General features: G+C 44.5%; 12 protein-coding genes and 2 pseudogenes. 7 read left to right on the top strand and 7 right to left on the bottom strand.

All coding sequences use genetic code 11. The features are described 5' to 3' along the window. Nucleotides 1-189 precede the first annotated feature (189 nt). Nucleotides 190-1,185 (bottom strand): type I glyceraldehyde-3-phosphate dehydrogenase, encoded by a 996-nt coding sequence (gene gap / locus OCU36_RS09160; protein WP_261837723.1) that lies wholly within the window; start codon nucleotides 1,183-1,185, stop codon nucleotides 190-192. 358 nt (nucleotides 1,186-1,543) lie between these two features. Between gap and msrB the strand changes: the two genes are divergently transcribed. Beyond that, nucleotides 1,544-1,942, top strand: a complete 399-nt coding sequence (gene msrB, locus OCU36_RS09155; protein ID WP_261837722.1) for a peptide-methionine (R)-S-oxide reductase MsrB — start codon at nucleotides 1,544-1,546, stop codon at nucleotides 1,940-1,942. Nucleotides 1,943-2,090: 148 nt separating this feature from the next. Here the strand turns inward: msrB and OCU36_RS09150 are convergent, their stop codons facing one another. Continuing rightward, nucleotides 2,091-2,897 (bottom strand): DUF2989 domain-containing protein, encoded by an 807-nt coding sequence (locus OCU36_RS09150; protein WP_261839718.1) that lies wholly within the window; start codon nucleotides 2,895-2,897, stop codon nucleotides 2,091-2,093. Nucleotides 2,898-3,011: 114 nt separating this feature from the next. Here OCU36_RS09150 and OCU36_RS09145 point away from each other — a divergent pair, with 114 nt between their 5' ends. After that, on the top strand, nucleotides 3,012-3,293 hold the full coding sequence (locus OCU36_RS09145; protein ID WP_261837721.1) for a YeaC family protein: 282 nt from the start codon (nucleotides 3,012-3,014) through the stop codon (nucleotides 3,291-3,293). A gap of 157 nt (nucleotides 3,294-3,450) precedes the next feature. On the opposite strand, the gene ansA is transcribed toward OCU36_RS09145, so the two are convergent. Beyond that, nucleotides 3,451-4,467 (bottom strand): asparaginase, encoded by a 1,017-nt coding sequence (gene ansA / locus OCU36_RS09140; protein ID WP_261837720.1) that lies wholly within the window; start codon nucleotides 4,465-4,467, stop codon nucleotides 3,451-3,453. Nucleotides 4,468-4,585: 118 nt separating this feature from the next. Next, entirely contained in the window at nucleotides 4,586-6,436 is a 1,851-nt protein-coding gene (gene sppA, locus OCU36_RS09135; protein WP_261837719.1) for a signal peptide peptidase SppA, read from the bottom strand. Nucleotides 6,437-6,714: 278 nt separating this feature from the next. Here sppA and OCU36_RS09130 point away from each other — a divergent pair, with 278 nt between their 5' ends. The 3 genes from OCU36_RS09130 (at nucleotide 6,715) to OCU36_RS09120 (ending at nucleotide 11,559) form a co-directional block, all read left to right on the top strand. Continuing rightward, on the top strand, nucleotides 6,715-8,724 hold the full coding sequence (locus tag OCU36_RS09130; RefSeq protein WP_261837718.1) for an NADPH-dependent 2,4-dienoyl-CoA reductase: 2,010 nt from the start codon (nucleotides 6,715-6,717) through the stop codon (nucleotides 8,722-8,724). Between the two features lie 197 nt (nucleotides 8,725-8,921). Then, nucleotides 8,922-9,470 (top strand): NAD(P)H nitroreductase, encoded by a 549-nt coding sequence (locus tag OCU36_RS09125; RefSeq protein WP_261837717.1) that lies wholly within the window; start codon nucleotides 8,922-8,924, stop codon nucleotides 9,468-9,470. 115 nt (nucleotides 9,471-9,585) lie between these two features. Then, nucleotides 9,586-11,559: a DNA topoisomerase III gene (locus OCU36_RS09120; RefSeq protein ID WP_261837716.1), complete on the top strand. Its 1,974-nt coding sequence runs from the start codon at nucleotides 9,586-9,588 to the stop codon at nucleotides 11,557-11,559. Between the two features lie 45 nt (nucleotides 11,560-11,604). Here OCU36_RS09120 and OCU36_RS09115 read toward each other — a convergent pair whose 3' ends face one another. Then, the gene (locus tag OCU36_RS09115) at nucleotides 11,605-12,606 is read right to left on the bottom strand and encodes a DUF3080 domain-containing protein (protein WP_261837715.1); all 1,002 of its coding nucleotides are present in this window, start codon (nucleotides 12,604-12,606) and stop codon (nucleotides 11,605-11,607) included. A gap of 339 nt (nucleotides 12,607-12,945) precedes the next feature. On the opposite strand from OCU36_RS09115, the gene OCU36_RS09110 reads away from it, so the two are divergent. Beyond that, a complete protein-coding gene (locus OCU36_RS09110) occupies nucleotides 12,946-13,866 on the top strand; it encodes a histone deacetylase family protein (protein WP_261837714.1) in 921 nt (306 codons plus the stop codon). Nucleotides 13,867-13,943: 77 nt separating this feature from the next. Here OCU36_RS09110 and OCU36_RS09105 read toward each other — a convergent pair whose 3' ends face one another. Both OCU36_RS09105 and OCU36_RS20040 read right to left on the bottom strand, forming a co-directional pair. After that, on the bottom strand, nucleotides 13,944-14,786 hold the full coding sequence (locus OCU36_RS09105) for an IS3 family transposase (RefSeq protein ID WP_261839717.1): 843 nt from the start codon (nucleotides 14,784-14,786) through the stop codon (nucleotides 13,944-13,946). Next, a pseudogene (locus OCU36_RS20040) lies at nucleotides 14,783-15,291 on the bottom strand (helix-turn-helix domain-containing protein). Before OCU36_RS20040 ends, OCU36_RS09105 begins: the two are co-directional and overlap by 4 nt. A 652-nt stretch (nucleotides 15,292-15,943) precedes the next feature. Here OCU36_RS20040 and OCU36_RS09090 point away from each other — a divergent pair. Then, nucleotides 15,944-16,853, top strand: a pseudogene (locus OCU36_RS09090) (IS5 family transposase). Nucleotides 16,854-17,005: the final 152 nt, after the last annotated feature.

Genomic DNA, 17,005 nt, shown 5'->3' with positions numbered 1-17,005 from the left:
GAGGCTTGTGATATGACGAGTTAACAAGCTCAGACAGTATTGGAATTGAATTTTGCGTTTGGGCTATCTTGAGGTAGACGTGATTTAAAAGATAGCAGGTATTAAAAAGGCGACACCAGGTCGCCTTTTTCAAAGTCTGCTCAAAACAGTCTTCACTAATGCTTATCTAAAGCGATTTCTAAAAAGAAATTACTTAGAGATGTGAGCGATTAGGTCTAGAACTTTGTTTGAGTAACCGATTTCGTTGTCGTACCAAGATACAACTTTAACGAATTTGTCGTTAAGTGCGATACCAGCTTTAGCATCGAATACAGAAGTGCAAACTTCGCCGATGAAGTCTTGAGATACAACTGCGTCTTCAGTGTAACCAAGAACGCCAGCCATTTCGCCTTCAGAAGCTTCTTTCATTGCTGCACAGATAGCTTCGTAAGATGCGCCTTCTTTAAGGTTAACTGTTAGGTCAACTACAGAAACGTTAGCAGTTGGTACGCGGAAAGCCATACCAGTTAGTTTGCCGTTTACTTCTGGAAGAACAACGCCTACCGCTTTAGCAGCACCAGTTGAAGATGGGATGATGTTTTGAGAAGCACCACGGCCACCGCGCCAGTCTTTAGCAGAAGGGCCATCTACAGTTTTTTGAGTTGCTGTAGTCGCGTGAACTGTAGTCATAAGACCAGATTCGATACCGAACTTGTCGTTAAGTACTTTAGCGATAGGTGCAAGACAGTTAGTAGTACAAGAAGCGTTAGAAACGATGTCTTGACCAGCGTAAGTGTCGAAGTTTACGCCGCTAACGAACATTGGAGTTGCATCTTTTGAAGGACCAGTAAGAACAACTTTCTTCGCGCCAGCAGTAATGTGTTTACGAGCAGTTTCGTCAGTTAGGAAAAGACCAGTTGCTTCAGCAACAACGTCTACTGAGATAGCATCCCACTTAAGGTCTTCTGGGTTACGCTCAGCTGTAACACGTACAGTTTTACCGTTAACGATTAGGTTACCGCCTTCAACTTCAACAGTACCGTTGAAACGGCCGTGAGTTGAGTCGTACTTAAGCATGTATGCCATGTACTCTACGTCGATTAGATCGTTAATACCTACTACTTCGATGTCTGCACGCTCTTGAGCTGCGCGGAATACGAAACGACCGATACGGCCAAAACCGTTAATACCTACTTTGATAGTCATTGTAGTTGCTCCACAACTTAATTTTTGATTAAAGATAACTGGTAGTAAAATTACAGAATCCAGTATGCATCTGCAATAGATAATCCGACTTAACTTGTTCAATGTCAAAAAAAAGAGACGCTTTTCTTAACAATTAGGTGTAAGTGATTGAAAATTGACCGTTGCGAGTGGCTCTGTACCCTTCCAGTTGGGTAAAATACCCCTAAATGATGATTCACTTATGAGTATATATGTACAATGTTTTCTGGTGAGAAAGTATGTGCTACAAAACGACTCATATGCAAGCCTTTATAGAAAAAAGTAAATATAATAACTGAGAATGTGGAGAGATATTAACGTGATTCAAAAGGGAGACGATATGATAAAGCCTGATGAATACTGGCGTGAACGCCTGACAGACGACGAGTTTGAAGTCTGTCGTCTAGGGGGGACAGAAGCCCCTTACAGCGGTAAGTTATTGCATAACCAAAAGACGGGGGTCTACAGCTGCACATGCTGTCAAAGCCCTTTGTTTCTGTCGGATAACAAATATGACTCTGGGTGCGGCTGGCCAAGCTTTGATGCCCCAGTGAGTACTCAAGCCGTGCAATATATAGAAGATCTAAGTCACGGAATGAAGCGTGTAGAGATCCGTTGTACCGCATGCAATAGCCATTTAGGTCATGTTTTCCCTGATGGACCGAAGACAACCGGTGAGCGGTATTGTGTTAACTCAGTGTCGTTAATTTTCAACAAAAATGACAAAACAACGAAATAACTTGTCACTGTTGTTTAATCCTTACAAGTTGTTTTGGGAGCGAATAAGCGGTGGGGACATCGCCAAATTCGTCGTGATGACTTTAGTGAAAATAAAAACGGCGACCATCAAAGCCGCCGCTGCTTTTTATGTATTAATAAATTAAATGCTAATAGTCCGATATCAGTGAAGCCTGGTAAGCCCCATCTTTAATGGCGTCGACAATTTTGTCGGCGTCTTCATTTAATCGGCTGTATTTTTTTTCTTCAAAGTTATAAAGAACGGAAAGTTCAGCTTCAGAAACGATGGGGACATTAAACTCTTTGGCTACCATCGCCCATACGTAGGCTTTTTCTTTATGCCCAAGTTTGTGATTGATACTGGCCATGGATTTAAATATCTCAGTATTAACCGGTTGGTCATGCGTTAAGGTCAGGGCATTATTGAGTAGCTTTAATGTCTTGGCATAATCTCTTGTCGTGTAAAATGTGGCTAATGCGTATTGCATCTCAGCGGTATTTAATGCCTCGGTTCCTTCTAACTGTAGAAAGTGGCGTCTCGCATTGATGTCGCCGATTTGTGACCACAAGAAGTAGAGTGTTTCTGGTGACTTCGATTGAGACAACTCAGTGACAATTCGTTCAGACTCTTCACTACTGTGCATTAATGCGGTGAACCGACGTTCTTGAAGTTTGGATTGGTCAAGGGCTTCGATCTGTGCTGCAAGCTCTAGGCATTTGTTATAAGCAGTCACTAACTTGAACTCTTGGATTTTGTTGGCTTCGGTTGGGTGTTTTTGGACCTCAAACCGATGCCATATGAGGTCAGTACGTGCAATACGACATTGCCCGTCGTCCATGTTTAATTGCTCACATTGTAGTCCAGGGTTGTTTTGGCATAACTGGTCAGTACTTTTTTTGTTTTTAAAACAACCCACTAACGTTAAGGATAATAGACTAACCAGTAACCATTTCATGATTTTCATATTTCTTCACTTGTGATCAAATACACTTATTTTAGGTCAGGTTCTTGACTCAATTCTGTCACGGGTTATTTTCTGGTGAAAATCGCTAATACTAAGGCTTTTCCCATGGATGCAGAACAACTTCTTAGCGCAATGACACCTGAGGTCTACGAACGTTTAACTTACGCTGTTGAAACCGGTAAATGGCCAGAAGGTACAGCACTCTCTAAAGAGCAGCGTGACTCGTGTATGCAGGCCGTTATGTTATACCAATCTAAACATAATTCTGAAGCTCAACATATGACAATCGCCGCTGGCGGTGACATTAGCTTCAAATCTAAGTCTGAACTCAAAAAACAGTTTCAGTCAGACCAAGACGATATTGTTAGGGTTAACCCGAATCGTTAAGTTTAAATTACAACAAAGGGGTGGCACAGTGCCACCCCTTTGACTTTTCTGCCGCTTATTTTTAAGCCCCAAAAGACGATTTATTGGACGTTAAAAATTTTTGATTCAGGTGACGGTTCACACAACCGGTTATGGCATAACAAATAGCAGAACAGAGTTATAGACTCATTTCGCCACGTAATACTTGTAACATCTGAGCTTTTACTTCTTCGTAAGCTAGATTCTGGCTTAATAGATAGTGCAGCTTGGCTAATGCGGCTTCTGGTGTCATATCAAAGCCACTGACTACCCCTGCTTCTGCTAGTGCACATCCTGTTGCGTACCCCCCCATATTGACTTTACCAGCCAGACATTGAGTTAGGTTAACTACAATAACCCCTCGCTCTGAGGCTTCTTTCAGATGTTGGAGAAGTTCTGGATTTTGCGGGGCATTGCCGACCCCAAAGGTAAGCAGAATCATCGCATTAACTGGTTGCAAGAGCGTGTTACGAATCACTTCATGTGAGATGCCTGGGTACATAGTGATGACGCCGATGGGTTGCGGAGTAATATTATGAACCTTGAACGCACCTTCTGGCTGCTTGTTGACCACAACGTTATTGCTGAGTTGGATATTAATACCCGCTTCCAGCAATGGGGTTAAGTTTGGTGAGGTGAACGCATTGAAGCCATCAGCGTGTGATTTTGTGCTGCGGTTACCACGCATCAATTTGTTGTTGAAGAATAAGGTTACTTCATTGATAGGGTAGTTAGCCGCAAGGTGCAGCGCATTCAGCAGATTTGCTTGTCCATCTGAACGTAGTTCTGCCAGTGGGATCTGAGAGCCCGTTACAATCACAGGTTTGCCTAGATTTTCGAGCATGAAAGATAGCGCTGAGGCGGTGTAAGCCATGGTGTCTGTTCCATGCAAGATAACGAAACCATCGTACTTGTCGTAGTTCGCGCGAATATCATCAGCGATCGTCTGCCAATCCAGTGGCGTCATATCTGAAGAGTCCATTAATGGAGAGTATTCATGAATGGTGTATTCAGGCATTTCTGGGCGATGGAATTCAGGCATACCCGCTAGTTGCTTATCCATAAACCCTGCGATTGGGACATAGCCGTGATCCAAAGACTTTTGCATGCCAATTGTGCCGCCGGTGTACGCGATATAGATGTGTTTTCTTTCCATGGCGATTAATACTTAGTGTGATATAGGGAACAGGGGGGCGATTATAGCGAATTATCATGCAATAAAAAGAGGCGTCTCACACAGAGGCGCCTCTTATTAATACCGCGTTGAGCTTATCTTATTGAACTTGGCAGTTTAAACAAAAGGCATATCGGCCTTGTGGATCGTTAAAGTTGCTCAATAGCTGACTATCTTGAGTTAACTGCTGCGTAACGGGTAGTAAACTGCTTGGTATCATTGAGTGTATATCAAGACCAATCGACATCTGAACTTGGTTCATAAACTCTTGAATAAATTGTTCAGTGGTTGACAGTGGTTCCTCTACCCAGTAGATGTTGTAGGTTTCCAGTTTTGCAAGTGAAGCCGCAACGGCAATGGCATCATCAAAATCACCCATTTCATCGACAAGACCTTTTTGCATGGCATCTTGACCTGTCCATACTCGACCCTGAGCGACCTTATCGACAGCATCTGCTTCCATACCGCGATTCTGGCCGACGAGACTGATAAAGCGGTGGTAACCATGCTCAATGCCCATTTGGAATGCGTCTTTGGCACCGTCGCTTAATCCGGTTGTGATACCGAGGCCAGAGAAAGGTGACGTTCCCACACCATCAGTGTACACACCAATATCGTTCAGCCCTTTTTCGAAGGTGGTGATAACACTAAAGATACCAATCGAACCAGTTAATGTGGTTGGTTGAGCAATAATTTTGTCTGCCCCCATCGAGATCCAGTAACCACCGGACGCCGCAAGGCTCGACATCGACACAATAACGGGCTTACCCGCTTGCTTGACCGCCTCTATCTCGTTACGAATCACTTCTGAAGCAAAAGCACTGCCACCAGGACTATCGACACGAAGCACCACGGCTTTCACTTGGTCATCATTGCGAGCTTGGCGAAGCAAGGCTGCGGTAGTATCGCCACCGACTGTGCCACGTGGTTGTTCACCGTCCATAATGGCGCCACTGGCAACAATCACCGCGATATCGTGCGATTCAGTGGTGTCGTCTGGACGTATCATTGCTTGGTATTCGTAGTAACCAAACGCGTTATAGCTGTCTTGACCATCACTGCCGAAAACATCTGCGAGCTCTAGTCGAACCTGTTGACGTGTTGCTAATTCGTCGACTAAGCCAAGTTTCTCCGCGAGTTTGGCAATGTCACCGTCCACAGACTCAAGCTCTTTCAAGAACGTGTCCATGCTTGGGTTGAGCGTTTTAGCATCAATTTGGCGGTTGTTGCTCACGTCATCCACGTACGCCCCCCACAGTTGGCTTAACCAACGAGAAGCTGACTCTTTCGCTGCATCCGACATGTCGTCGCGAATGAAAGGTTCGATTGCAGACTTGTAGGTGCCAACCCGAAACACATGGGTGTTCACGTCTAACTTTTCTAACAAGGTTTTGTAGTAAAGTGAGTAAGCACTGTAGCCTTTTAGAAGGACTCCACCATCTGGAGATAAGAATATTTTATTGGCGTAGCTGGCTAGGTAATATTGACTTTGGTTGTAAAAGTCACCGACAGCATAAATAGGCTTGCCTGTTGCTTTAAATTCGTTGAGTGCTTTCGCGATGTAACGAAGTTTGGTTAGGTTGGTTTCGGGTAACTCTTTGAGCGTCAGAACGAGACCTGTAACGTTTTCATCATCTTTGGCGTGACGAATCGTTTTCACAATATCAAACAAGACGTTCTCTTTTGGAAAGTCTTTTCCCAACAAGGAACCGGTGACAGAGTCCATTGGGTTGATATAGCGACTTTGTTCAACAATGGGGCCTGACAGGTTGAGCACTAACGCTGATGGTTTTGGTGCAACCGGTTGTGTCGTGCCCGAATGGAAGTACAAAAAGTAAATGATGGCAATACTGAGTAAAAAGACTACGTTGACCAGTGCAAGACGCACAAAAGTGATCAGCTTCCAAATCCCTTTAAATATCATGCCTATAAATTTGAATATTTTTTTCATTCTGTCTCCGCAGTGAGATTTTGCCGCTTCAATAAGCGCTAGAACCACTAGTCTCAATATTATGAACTGCTTAGTATCCTACGATAATTTCCATGCTCAAACTATCACAACAAGTATTAATCGCCTTAATTCTCTTGAATTGTAGCCAGTTCCATCGCTTTTGAGGCATTAAAATTCAAAGCATTATGATCGGTGTTACAAAAATGTAAACGGTTGTTTGAACTTTTGAAGATTGAACGATATCGTGGTCAGACCACAAGGATAAAATAATAGAAGTGATGTCTGCCATGTACCCACATTTACTTGAACCTCTTGATCTTGGATTTACTCATTTACGTAACCGTGTATTGATGGGATCAATGCACACAGGTTTAGAAGAAAATAAAGAAGGCCTACATAAGCTTGCCGCGTTTTATGAAGAGCGAGCGAAAGGAGGCGTTGGTCTTATTGTTACTGGTGGTTTCTCCCCTAATTTACGGGGTAGATTGACCCCATTTAGTGCTGAATTCAGTAAAGTTAAGCACGCAAAAGCGCATCAAGTTGTGACTGAAGCCGTGCATAAGCATGGTGGTAAAATTGCGCTTCAATTATTGCATGCTGGTCGTTATGCTATGCATCCATTTGCGCAAAGTGCTTCAGGGATTAAAGCGCCGATCGCCAAATTCGCACCAAGTGAAATGAGCCCTCGTCAGATAAAGAAAACCATTGATGCCTTTGCAAACAGTGCAGAGCTTGCTCAAGTCGCTGGTTATGATGGCATCGAGATCATGGGTTCTGAGGGGTACCTTATTAACCAATTCATCTGTAAACGTACCAATATGCGTTATGACGAATGGGGGGGATCTTATGAAAAGCGCATGCGTTTTCCGATAGAGATTGTTAAATCGATTCGCGAAGTGGTGGGTAAAGAATTCATTATTATTTTCCGTCTGTCGATGCTTGATTTAGTTGAACAAGGCAGTACGTTTGAAGATGTTGTCCTTTTGGCTCAAAAGCTAGAAGAGGCCGGCGTGAGTATCATCAATACGGGGATTGGATGGCATGAAGCTCGTATCCCGACAATTGCGACACAAGTACCCAGAGGTGCATTTTCTTGGGTAACTGAAAAAGTGAAACCTCACGTGACAATTCCTGTGATCACCTGTAACCGGATTAATACCCCAGAAGAAGCTGAGCGTATTCTCAGTTCAGGACAGGCCGATATGGTGTCGATGGCTCGCCCTTTCTTGGCGGATCCCGATTTCGTTAATAAAGCAGCGCAAGACCAAGCTCAATTCATCAATACCTGTATCGGCTGTAACCAAGCCTGTTTGGATAACGTGTTTAAAGGTAAACGCGCGAGTTGTTTGGTTAACCCTCGCGCGTGTTACGAAACAGAAATTATTATCCAACCAGCCACAGCCACGAAGACTATTGCCGTTGTCGGTGCAGGCCCAGCAGGTTTAGCTTGTGCGACGACGTTAGCTCAGCGTGGACACAAGGTGGATTTGATAGAGAAAAACGACCGCATCGGTGGTCAATTTAGACTGGCCATGCAGATACCCGGGAAAGAAGAGTTCAGAGAAACGATTCGTTACTTTGCTAACCAGATTGATGCGACAGGCGTCAACTTAAAACTGGATACTGAAGCGACGTTTGAGATGTTGCTGAAGTACGATGAAGTCGTGATGGCGGCGGGTGTTGAACCCAGAAAGCTTGATATTGAAGGCATTGACCAAGAAAATGTAGTCGATTATCAAACCTTGATTCGCGAAAAGACACCGGTAGGCGAAAAAGTCGCGATTGTGGGGGCGGGTGGTATTGGCATCGATGTGGCGACTATGTTGACAGAACCGACGTCACACAGTTTAGAGGACTGGCTTCACGAATGGGGCATTGATAAAAATATGGAACATCCTGGTGGGCTTTATCCTTATCCAGATTCATTCAGCGACAAAACGGTTTGGGTGATGCAACGTAAAGTGGGCCGAGTGGGTAAAGGGCCGGGTAAAACCACAGGTTGGATCCATAAGCGTACACTCGAGAAACGTGGCGTTAATCTATTGGGGGGAGTGATCTACAACAAGATTGATGACCAAGGTTTACATATTACCATTGATAAGAAAGACCGAGTGTTGGATGCCGACTCCGTTATCGTGTGTGCGGGTCAAGTGTCTGTTCGTCCATTTGAAGATATGTGGCAAGAGTTTGGTGGCAAACTGCATGTGATAGGCGGTGCCGATTACGCCGGCGAACTGGATGCAGTACGCGCAATTCGTCAAGGTGTTGAGTTAGCTATTAAGCTTTAGAAACCGTTGAATAATGGTGTTTAACTTAGCGATTGAACGATAGATAAGGCTCCTAAGTCAACGATTTAGGGGCCTTAATTGTTTTTCGTCGCGGCTCAAATATTATTTAAAATGGATAGGTATTGAGATTTATTATCGTTTGTATTCTGTGCTAAAGTTCAAGTATACAAATAATAAAGAAATAGTAAGGACTTCAAATGGATGCTTTGGATCTATTGCTCAACAGACGCTCAATCGCAAAACTCTCTGATCCGGCACCTGAAGGTGTGGCGTTAGAAAATATCATCAAAGCAGGTTTACGTGCACCGGACCACGGCGCGTTAACACCGTGGCGTTTTGTTATCGCACAAGGTTCAGGGCTTCAAAAGCTTGCTGATATTTTGGTTCGTGCGGCACAAGCGGATCAAAGTGAAGAAGCGGTGATTGAGAAAGTAAAGAAATCGCCGTTTCGAGCGCCAATGGTCATCACTATCATCGCAAAAGTCACTGAGCACGAAAAAGTGCCCGCATTTGAACAGCACCTATCTGCGGGGTGTGCTGCACAGGCGATGCAAATGGCGGCCGTCGCACAAGGTTTCCAAGGTTTTTGGCGCTCCGGGCATTGGATGTTTCACCCAGAGGTGCGTCAGGCATTTGGCTTAGAAGGTGACGACCAAATCGTTGGTTTCTTATACCTAGGTACTCCGGGTTGTACACCAATGAAGGTGCCAGAGCGTGATTTCTCGAAGTTCGTCGAATTCTTATAAAGAAAGCTGAAACTTGAATAGTGGAATGATAACTGTATAAACAACCAGTTTTTCTTGATTTATTAGGGTCACATTAGATAATGTGGCCCTCATTGTTTGTAGCATCTGGAAAAACATGTCTCGCCTTATTATTGCTGAAAAACCAAGCCTCGGCCGCGCGATTGCCGCTGCACTACCGAATCCACAGAAGAAAGACCAAGGGTTTATCAAATGTGGTAATGGGGATGTGGTGACTTGGTGTGTTGGACACTTATTGGAACAGGTTGAACCGGATGCTTATGATAACCGTTATAAAAAGTGGAACTTAGCCGATCTTCCTATTGTGCCAGAGCAATGGCAGCTGAGACCGCGTAAAGCTTCAAGCAAACAGCTCACGGTGATCCGAAAGCTATTGAAGGACGCGACCCAAATTGTCCATGCAGGCGACCCAGACAGAGAAGGGCAGTTACTGGTTGATGAAGTCATTGATTATTGCAAGGTCTCTAAGGCCAAAAAAGAGTCGATGGACAGGCTATTGATCAGCGACCTGAACTTACCTGCCGTAAAACGTGCGCTCTCTCAAATGCGCAGTAACCGCGACTTTATTCCACTCTCTATTTCTGCATTAGCACGCTCTAGAGCCGATTGGCTGTACGGCATGAACATGACTCGTGCTTATACTTTGCTTGGTCAAAAAGCCGGTTACCAAGGCGTATTGTCGGTTGGTCGAGTGCAAACGCCGGTGCTTGGTTTGGTTGTAAGACGTGATGAAGAAATTGAGAATTTCATTCCCAAAGATTACTTCACGCTGCATGCGCTGATCCCTTACCAAAATAACGGCCAGAGCTTTGATATTCGTGCGCGTTGGAAACCAAGCGAAGCATGTAAACCGTGGCAAGATGAAGAAGGGCGCGTGCTCAATCGCAAGCTGGTTGAGAATGTGGCTAACCGAATTGCGAATCAACCCGCGACGGTGACGGAATCAGAGCAGAAGCAAAGCAAACAAGCAGCGCCACTGCCTTACTCGTTGTCTGCTTTGCAGATTGATGCGTCTAAGCGTTTTGGTATGAGTGCTCAGCAGGTGTTAGATACGTGTCAGTCGTTGTACGAGAAGCACAAACTCATCACTTACCCACGTTCTGACAGCCGCTATCTACCTAAAGAGCACTACTCGCAGCGGGAATCGATAGTAGGCGCTATCGCCAACAATGCGAAAGAGCTACAAAGTGGTGCTCAAGGTGCGGATCTTTCTCTGAAATCAAAAGCATGGAACGACAGCAAGGTCGATGCTCACCACGCAATCATCCCAACATCGAAGAAGTCATCAGTGAATGGCCTGTCTGCCAATGAGATGAAAATCTATCAGCAAATTGCTCGCCAGTATCTGATGCAGTTCTACCCACCTGCGGTTTTTGCGGATGCTAAGCTGGTTTTTGATATCGCTGGTGGCGTGTTCATTGCAAAAGGGCGTCAGCTTATCAACCCCGGTTGGAAGGTGTTGATGGGCAAAACAGACACCGAAGAAAAAGGTGATGGCACGGACACGGTTCCCCCATTGGATAAAGGTACGGTGCTGACCTGTCGTGAAGGCGTGATTGGTGATAAGAAAACAGAGCCACCAAAACATTTCACGGAAGCGACATTGCTTCAAGCGATGACAGGTATCGCACGTTTTGTCGCGAACAAAGACCTTAAAGCGATTTTGAAAGAGACCGACGGCCTTGGCACAGAAGCAACCCGTGCAGGCATTCTCGATACCCTTTTCAAAAGACAACTGCTAACGCGCCAAGGTAAGAGCATTCACAGTAGCCCTGCGGGCAGAGGCTTGATTCATGCCTTACCTGAGGATTCGACCTTCCCAGACATGACGGCACATTGGGAGCACCAGCTGCAAGGCATGGCAGAACGAAATCAAGCGTATCAGCCTTTCATGCAAGCGTTAGAAAGCAAGATTGATGGTTTGATGGGCAAGGTCAAAACAGGCGAAGTTCCTGAGTCTCTGCGCCATCTTCCTAAAGTCGAAAGACCGGCTTTTAAACGTCGTAAAGGTGGTGGTACGAAGAAGTCTTATGCTAAAGGGACTTACGCTAAGAAGGGCACCAAGAGCTAAAACTGTGAGCAAACCGCTGTTTACTAGCGATATTGGGAATCGATATTAACGTCCGACTTTACGACCACAACGTTTAAACAGCTGCTGCCAATAATCCACATGGCGACGAGTTGATGATCGAAAGGCTTGGTGTGCATCTTGAATGGGAAAGTAATAACTGTGCAGATCAGGTTGCGCGTCAAACATTCCGAGTTGCGGGGCTAACTGCTGATAGTAGCCATCCAGTTGCGCCATGTAAGGCTGAACCTTACCTATGTATTGTTGCTCGAACACATTGTTGAGATAACGAAACTTAGTGGTGTCCCGTTGCTTGCCACAAATGATATTGTCATCAAAAGTTGTCAGCTGTTTGGTGATGGTATCAAGTTCCGCCGAAGCTCGTGTGAGCGAGTAGTACAAATCCCCGAGAGTCGAACTCCTCTCTAATATTTCTTGAACTTTAGTGGTCTCACCGGACACGAGCGGTGCGTTTAATGCTTGATTAATATGCTCTAAGGCCCCACGGGTTTGTTGTACCTGATTACCGAGATCAGCGTGTAACCACTGACTCCCCCGCATTTGTGACTGCATCGCATCACTGGCATAGATGAGATTCCATTGATGCAGTGGAAACTGTGCGAGCTTCTGCTGCTCGATCTCTTTCAGAAGCTCTAAGATCTCTCGGTCTAATTCATGATCAGATAAACACTGACCAACACCTTTGAGCAGGGCAACTTGATAATCGTAATTACGAAACTCGTCCGCGACCTTTCCAAGAATAGAATTTCTTTCAGCAATCAGGTTGAACAATCCACACTGACGAAGTTGGTAGCTGTCGATGAGCCCAATAGACAGCGAGGGCACGTCCAGCAACAGTTCTCGTTTTCTCGGTAGGCTTTCAAACGCCCTGTCTTCCTGTATCTCGTCAGCATCTTGCACGTTGGCTATCTTAGTATGATAGTCATCGAATAACTCTTTGGGTCCTTCACCAAAACAGCCGACGAGCCCCAAGATGATTAAAACCAGAGGTGAGCGCAGCAATAAGTTTGGCAGAAGGTGAGGGTTCATATGTCGCTTACTCGTGTATCTTGTCAGTTATCTCTAATTGAATGCCGCGGTTCGCTTCAGGCATAGACATTTCGATCATGGTGATTCCTTCTCTGTTCAATCAGTTCACTTTGCTGGCTTGACTCGTTAAAACCAACACACCATCGATGGTCGTTAAATATTCTTATAAAAATCATTACTGTTGGCATAGAGTCACAGATCACTCAGAGGAGCTACGTTCGTTGTTCGCTTTCGCTCCTGATAATCCCTGATACCAATGATAATAGTCATTGTTAATTAAGGTTGTCGCCAAGTCTGAGACTGTTATGATTTTGAGAAAGATGCGCAATTAACCTGATTATGATCCCTTTAATTTACCACTCAATCTATTCACAGTTGTCTTTACCAGAAGGCCACCGCTACCCAATCAACAAATATCAGTTGTTACATCGTGCAGTAGAGGCATTAATGGATAGTGAGCCTCAATGGAAGAGCAAGTTTGAAGTTTTCGAACCAACGCCAGTTTCGGTTGAACAAGTCAAACAGGTTCACGATAGTGAATATGTCGATTTACTTGTGTCTGGGCATTTACCTGCGGCAAAGATGAGACGTATCGGGTTCCCGTGGAGCGAGCAACTTATCGAAAGAACACTCTACTCCAGTGGTGGAACCTGCTTGGCCGCTGAAATGGCAATAGAGCGTGGGTTAGCAATTCATTTGAGTGGTGGTTATCATCACGCGCATCATGATTTTGGCAGTGGCTTTTGTTTGTTGAACGATCTGGTTTTAGCGGCAAAACACGCGCTGACCTTTGAACATATCGATAGAGTGTTGATCGTCGATAGCGACGTTCATCATGGTGATGGCACAGCAACTCTTTGCCAAGAGATCGACGACATCATTACTCTGTCGTTTCACTGCGACAAAAACTTCCCAGCACGCAAACCACTCTCTGATTTCGATGTGCCATTAAGTCGTGAAACAGAAGATGAAGAGTTCTTACGTTGTTTTGAGCAAGTCATTAAGTTAGCGATTGCTCACCAGCAACCTGATCTGATTATTTATGATGCGGGGGTCGATATCCATCAAGACGATGAACTGGGCTATTTGAATGTCTCGACACAAGGGATATTTGAACGTGACTGTTTGATGATTGAATTAGCGAAATCAGAGTCTATTCCGATGGCATGCGTAGTCGGTGGCGGGTATCGAACTCAACATCAAGATTTGGTGCCGATTCATATGCAGCTGTTGAAAGCGGCATTTGCTGTCAGCCGTTGAACGATGAGCTTGTGTGATCACCAGATGCAAAAAAGCCGCTGATTTCTGAAGTGACTCCGTAAAGTTGGACATTTCTGTCAAGCGGCTTTCAAGGCCTGAGTTCGATATTCTATCGGAGTCAGGCCTTTTAGTTTCACTTTTATACGTTTGGTATTGTAGTACTCTATGTATTCTTTAATTTGCTCTATCAGAGCATCTGCGTCTTCAAAGTTTTGGTTGTGATACATCTCGGTTTTGAGTAAAGCAAAAAAGTTTTCAGCAACAGCATTATCCAAGCAGTTCCCTTTTCTCGACATGCTTTGCGTTAACCCACTCTCCGCTACCTTTTTCTGATACTGTCGATGGCGATATTGCCAACCTTGATCGCTGTGTATAATTGGCTTTGAGTTGGGTTTAAGCTTTGATATGGCTTCCGTCAGCATATCCGTGACAAGCGGCAAGCAGGTATTTTTGGCCACTCTATAAGCAACCACTTCCTGAGTAAACAAGTCGACAACGGGAGACAAGTATACTTTCTGCTCTTTGACTTTGAACTCCGTGACATCAGTTACCCACTTTTCGTCGGGTTGAGTCGCACTAAAATCTCTTTCAAGCACGTTGGGATCAGCTGTTCCAGACTCTCCTCGGTATGAACGGTACTTTTGAATCCTGACCGTCGACTTAAGGTTGAGCTGAGCCATAAGCCTTTGAACCGTTTTGTGATTAAGCACGAACCCCTGATTTTTTAGTTCCAAGTGAATACGGCGGTAGCCGTATCGTCCCTTATGTTCATGATAAATTGACTTTATCAACCGCAGCTCACGTTCGTAGCTATTTGGGCGCTTGCTCGTTTGAGCCTGATAATAAAAGACACTTTTTGCCAGCTGTAGAGTGTGTAGTAAGTACTTTAACGGGTACTTGCCTTTAAGAGTTAGAGCTATGACCGCTTTTTCTTTGTTCGACGGTTTTTTTCCTGCTCCAACTCTTCCAACTTTTTTAGAACGGCATTCTCGGTTCGTAAGTAGACCAACTCCTCTTTTAGCTCCTCAAGCGTCATTTCATTATCAGGCTTAGTGGTACGTTGAGGTTGCTGTTTCATTGAGGGTCTTCCTTTCCGGCGCATTTTGAGCCCTTTGATACCGAGCTCATTAAATCTTTTGAGCCAGACAGAGAGTATCCCAGGGGATGAGAGGTTTAATACAGCGCTAGTGTGCGTGAGAGACCATTCATTCGTCCACATTAAATTCAATGCTTTTCGTTTTGTTTGAACAGTCGCGGCATGCTTAGTTGGTAAAATGAATCAGTACCATGGGTAGCAAAGACTTGAGCCCAATACCGTATCTGCCTTGAAGAAATTGAATATTGTTTTGCTAAGTAGAGAGATGACGTGCCATCTAAGTATTGCTTAGCAATGATACATTTTAGCTCACGGCTATATTTGGACATAAAAAGACCCCCAATAATTGGTGTCCAACTATTGGGGGGTCAGTTCAAAATACCCGGCTTTCTTTAATGTGGTGGAGGGATTTGAACCCAAACACAAAAAAATTAAATGCTTACTTTATAATAGCTTTTCGTTATGTTATAAAATCAATTTAATCGTTTGTATTGTACAGATTAAATCTTGGTTCACCATTTGACGTCAAGATATATACGATTGTTAAGTTACTAACTTTGTCCCTAAAACTGAGTGCTGACACACTTTTGGACAGAAGCTTCTTTGGATTAGTGGTTTACTTTATTGGCTTTAGATAAGTTGTCCTCATCCTAATCTAACCCAACAGCGGGCGATTTTCATTTAGGATTACGCAGGCAATTCCCAAACTTCCTTCATGTTCACTTCTTGATAACTCATCCCACTCCTTATCTACTTAATTCTTTTAGCAGCAATTTAGTTCATCACAAACGTACTCCTCGAGAACAAAGACTCTTAATTCATACATCAACAAGCGTTCTCTGATACCTCTTGAGAAAAATCGGACACATTCCTGTCCGTTATCGTGACTATAATTTGACCTAGGCTTTGTTGCTTAAATCAATGGAATTAAATCTAGAAGCTACGATCTGATCGGCTACACCTATCAATCGTCGTAGCCTCATGTCTAAACCTCGTTACAAAACAACTAACTGGAAGCAGTACAATAAAGCCTTAATCAACCGTGGTTCTCTGACTTTTTGGATTGATGAGGAAGCGATAGCCAAGTGGAAGCAAAACAAACAAGGCAAGCGCGGTAGATCTAGCCGATTCAGCGACTTAGCCATTACTACCGCACTGATGATGAAACGCGTTTTTTCTATGCCATTGAGATCGCTGCAAGGTTTTCTAGACCCAGTATTTAAGCTGGCTAACATCCCACTTGTTTGCCCGCACTACACCTGTTATAAGCTGCCGAGCTAAAGAAGTTGAAGTTTCATTTAAAACCAAAACCAGAGGAGCAATAAAACATCTGGCCATTGATGCCACTGGCCTCAAGGTTTATGGTGAAGGTGAACGGAAAGTCAAGAAGCATGATAGTGATGGGAAGCGCAGAGTCTAGCGTAAGCTGCATATCGCAGTAGATACAAGCACCCACGAAATAGTCGCAGCAGAGCTGAGCTTATCTAACGTAACCGATGCCGAAGTGCTCCCCAACTTACTCAAGCAGACATGTCGTAAAATCATTGAGATATCAGGTGATGGCGTTTATGACACAAGGAATTGCCATGATGCCATACGGATCAAGCGAGCGGTTCCGCTTATCCCGCTATGAGACTGGGAGCAAGGACACCCTCGTAATTTAGCAGTAGGTTGTCAGAAGCTCTACGGCTCTAACAAGAAGTGGAAAAAGCGGTATGGTTATCACAAGCGTTCGCTCTCTGAAACAGCCATGTATCGCGTGAAGCAGTTGCTAGGTGGGAGGTTAAGCCTGAGAAACTACAACGCTCAAGTTGGCGAGACTTACGCTATGATCAAAGCGCCGAATAAGCTTACAGGGCTAGGTATGCTTGAAACTCAGTATATCGTTTAAGAATTAAGCACGATGGGACAGGCATGTCTTCTCTCTGAATTAAGCAACAAAGCCCTTCAAACACTAATAATATCGCCCCGTGGGATCATGGGGCGGATACAGAGCAACAAAAACAAGAGCGTACAGTTGCAGTGGGAGGATTACTGACCAAG

Source organism: Vibrio artabrorum, from assembly GCF_024347295.1.
Lineage (GTDB): Bacteria > Pseudomonadota > Gammaproteobacteria > Enterobacterales > Vibrionaceae > Vibrio > Vibrio artabrorum.
The sequence above is the reverse complement of the archived record's forward strand: the minus strand, read 5'-3'. Positions and strand labels throughout refer to the sequence as shown.

Excerpts from the sequence above, each read along its gene's own strand:
- ansA (WP_261837720.1), bottom strand. The coding sequence starts at position 4,467 with ATGGAAAGAAAACACATCTATATCGCGTACACCGGCGGCACAATTGGC.
- gap (WP_261837723.1), bottom strand. The coding sequence starts at position 1,185 with ATGACTATCAAAGTAGGTATTAACGGTTTTGGCCGTATCGGTCGTTTC.
- OCU36_RS09130 (WP_261837718.1), top strand. The coding sequence starts at position 6,715 with ATGTCTGCCATGTACCCACATTTACTTGAACCTCTTGATCTTGGATTT.
- sppA (WP_261837719.1), bottom strand. The coding sequence starts at position 6,436 with ATGAAAAAAATATTCAAATTTATAGGCATGATATTTAAAGGGATTTGG.
- OCU36_RS09120 (WP_261837716.1), top strand. The coding sequence starts at position 9,586 with ATGTCTCGCCTTATTATTGCTGAAAAACCAAGCCTCGGCCGCGCGATT.
- OCU36_RS09110 (WP_261837714.1), top strand. The coding sequence starts at position 12,946 with ATGATCCCTTTAATTTACCACTCAATCTATTCACAGTTGTCTTTACCA.
- OCU36_RS09115 (WP_261837715.1), bottom strand. The coding sequence starts at position 12,606 with ATGAACCCTCACCTTCTGCCAAACTTATTGCTGCGCTCACCTCTGGTT.
- OCU36_RS09150 (WP_261839718.1), bottom strand. The coding sequence starts at position 2,897 with ATGAAATGGTTACTGGTTAGTCTATTATCCTTAACGTTAGTGGGTTGT.
- msrB (WP_261837722.1), top strand. The coding sequence starts at position 1,544 with ATGATAAAGCCTGATGAATACTGGCGTGAACGCCTGACAGACGACGAG.
- OCU36_RS09125 (WP_261837717.1), top strand. The coding sequence starts at position 8,922 with ATGGATGCTTTGGATCTATTGCTCAACAGACGCTCAATCGCAAAACTC.
- OCU36_RS09145 (WP_261837721.1), top strand. The coding sequence starts at position 3,012 with ATGGATGCAGAACAACTTCTTAGCGCAATGACACCTGAGGTCTACGAA.